3 protein-coding genes and 1 pseudogene are annotated in these 2,791 nt (G+C 74.8%); 3 read left to right on the plus strand and 1 reads right to left on the minus strand.

The features are described from left to right. The first annotated feature begins 101 nt into the window (after positions 1 to 101). On the plus strand, positions 102 to 1,052 hold the full coding sequence (locus D8M29_RS10635; RefSeq protein WP_036337199.1) for a Rossmann-like and DUF2520 domain-containing protein: 951 nt from the start codon (positions 102 to 104) through the stop codon (positions 1,050 to 1,052). Between the two features lie 127 nt (positions 1,053 to 1,179). Here the strand turns inward: D8M29_RS10635 and D8M29_RS10640 are convergent, their stop codons facing one another. Then, entirely contained in the window at positions 1,180 to 1,656 is a 477-nt protein-coding gene (locus D8M29_RS10640) for a low molecular weight protein-tyrosine-phosphatase (RefSeq protein WP_036316216.1), read from the minus strand. Positions 1,657 to 1,917: 261 nt separating this feature from the next. Here D8M29_RS10640 and D8M29_RS10645 point away from each other — a divergent pair, with 261 nt between their 5' ends. Further along, on the plus strand, positions 1,918 to 2,367 hold the full coding sequence (locus D8M29_RS10645; RefSeq protein WP_020625300.1) for a DUF3806 domain-containing protein: 450 nt from the start codon (positions 1,918 to 1,920) through the stop codon (positions 2,365 to 2,367). Between the two features lie 95 nt (positions 2,368 to 2,462). Further along, positions 2,463 to 2,791: pseudogene (locus D8M29_RS10650) on the plus strand (S9 family peptidase); the annotation flags it as partial.

Here is a 2,791-nt window from a genome sequence, read left to right on the forward strand (position 1 = left end):
TTGGGCCGCCGCGAACTGGCGCGGGCCGGCGTCGGCGGCGGCGCCGTCGTCGGGGAGGAGAGCGGGGCAGACGTCCCCGCTGTGCGCGGCGAGGAGGAGCGATGACCGGCGGACTCGACCTGAGCCTGGACCCGCACGACCCGGCGCAGCGGCCCGGGCGGCTGGGCGTCGGCGTGGTGAGCGCGGGCCGGGTGGGGGCCGTGCTGGGCTCGGCGCTGCGGGCTGCGGGCCACACGATCACGGGCGTGCACGCCGTCTCCGAGGCCTCGCGGGACCGCGCGGAGATGCTCCTGCCGGGCGTGCCCGTCCTGGAGATCCCCGAGATCCTGCGCCGCTCCGAGATGGTCGTCTTCGCCGTCCCGGACGACGCGCTGGGCGAGCTCGTGACCGGCCTGGCCGCCGCGGGCCACGTGCAGACCGGCCACCTGCTCGTGCACACCTCCGGCCGCTACGGGGTGGGGGTGATGGAGCCGGTGCGCGCGCACGGGGCGATCCCCCTGGCGATCCATCCGGCCATGACGTTCACGGGGCTGAGCCTCGACGTCGCCCGGCTGCAGGACTGCGTGTTCGGCGTGACCGCTGACCCCGTGGTGCTGCCCGTGGCCCAGGCGCTCGTGGTGGAGATGGGCGGCGAGCCCGTGGTCGTGAAGGAGGCCGACCGGGCGGCCTACCACCTGGCGCTGTCCCACGGGTCGAACCACCTGGTGACGCTGACGGCGCAGGCCCGTCAGATCCTCGAGACGATCGGGGTGGCCGACCCGGAGCGGGTGCTGCGCTCGCTCATGACCGCCGCCCTGGAGAACGCGCTCACCGACGGCGACGGCGCCCTCACCGGCCCCGTCGCCCGCGGTGACGTCGACACGCTGCGGACCCACCGCGAGACCCTCGGCGAGCTCGAGGCCGGGGGATTGCCCGCCGACGTGCGTGCCGTGTGGGAGACCCTCGCCCGCGCGACGACCGACCGCGCCGAGACCCGCGGCACGCTGCGCGCGGACGCGGCGGCGCGGCTGCGCGAGGTCCTCGACGGCTCCGACGACCCCCACGACGACTGACCGACCCCCCCGCCGCCCCCGCTTTCGTTCGGGAAACGGCGGGTCCCGGATCGTTTTCGTTCGGGAAACGGCGGGTCCGGCGGCGTTCGCGTCGCTGGGACGGGACCCCGAGACCGCGCCCCGGCCGTCAGAGGCGCCCGTCGCGGATCGCGGCGACGACGCCGTCTGCTGCGTCCTCGATCTGCCGGTACATCTCCTCGAACTGCGGCCGCGGATACCCATACGGATCGGGGACCTCGCGCACCCCGGCGCTGTCCGCATCCGACGCGAACTCGCCCATCAGGTGGATCCGGTCCCGCTGCTCGTCCGTGGTCGCGAGCCGCCGCGCATCGGCGAGGTTGGACTCGTCCATCGCGAGGATCAGGTCGGCGTCGTCCATGAGGTCGGCGGACAGCTGCACCCCCACCGTCGGGAACTGGTAGCCCAGTTCGCCGCCGACCTCGCGGGTGAGGTGATGCGGCCGGGCGCCCACGTGCTCGCCGGACGTGCCGGCGGAGGTGACCTCGACGTCGTCGAGACCAGCCTCCGCGAGCTTGCGGTTCAGCACGGCCTCGGCGGCGGGCGAGCGGCAGATGTTCCCCAGGCAGACGGTCATGATGCGCATGGGGCCAGTGTCTCAAGTCCGGGCGGGGGCGGCGGACGACGACGGTCAGCTCGGCCGCGCATGCGTTCTCGGTGCCGAGATGGGCGCGTCCACGAGCGTTTTCGCTGGTGAAACGGAGGCCTCAGGCGGTCCGTCCCCCGGCTCCTCGCCGTTTCCCGAACGAAAGCGCTGCGACACGCCGCCGTTTCTCGAACGAAAGCGCGGCTGGCACCGTCGGTTCCGGCGACGGCGGCGCCCGACGCGCCTGGCAGGATGGAGGCCATGACCGACCAGCCCGAGATGAGCCCCCTGACCGAGCCCGAGCGGGAGTGGGTGCGCGTCCGCCGCGACTTCGCCGCGCAGGAGGGCGTGGACCACCTGGACCTGGACGCGGTCGCCGCCTACTACGACGCCGTGCTGGCCCGCTCGCAGGCCGAAGCCGAGGAGCTGGACCCCGAGGAGCTGGCGGTGCTGCTGGACGTCGTCGCGGTGCTGCTCGGCGAGCACCTGGGCGCGCGCCACGGCATGCAGTGGGTGACGGTCGCGGATGAGGAGGGGCCCGCCCTCGCGCTGCGGGACACCCTCTCGGACGCCGTCGTCTTCCCGCAGCCGGTGGTCGGCCAGAGCTGGAACCATCAGGCCACGGGGGAGTGGATGGGCGAGTACGTCGACTGGCTCGGCGAGCAGCTCCAGCAGATCCGGGCCGACGCCGGCACGCGGCCCGGCGCCTGAGGCGCGGCGGGCACCGGGGCGGCCCGCCGTCGATGCCACCACCCCGCCGCCCTCCGTGTTGCCCGGATCACGTGCGGGCCGATAGAAACGAACGCATGACCTCCACCCCGGACACCGCGGACACCCCCGCCACCCCCTTCCACGACCTCGACGCCTTCACCGCCCTGCCGCGCGTGGCCGGTCTCACCCTCAGCCCGGACGGCGCCCGCCTGGTGACCACCGTCGCCACCCGGGACGCGAAGGGCACCGGCTACGCCACCGCCCTCTGGGAGGTCGACCCCGCGGGCGAGCGCCCCGCCCACCGCCTGACCCGCTCCCGCGAGGGCGAGGCCGGCGCACAGTTCGCCGCGGACGGCACCCTCTTCTTCACCTCCGCCCGCCCCGACCCCGCCGACGCCGAGGCCGAGAAGCGCAGCGCCCTGTG

Source organism: Micrococcus sp. HSID17227 (assembly GCF_003989405.1).
Lineage (GTDB): Bacteria > Actinomycetota > Actinomycetes > Actinomycetales > Micrococcaceae > Micrococcus > Micrococcus luteus.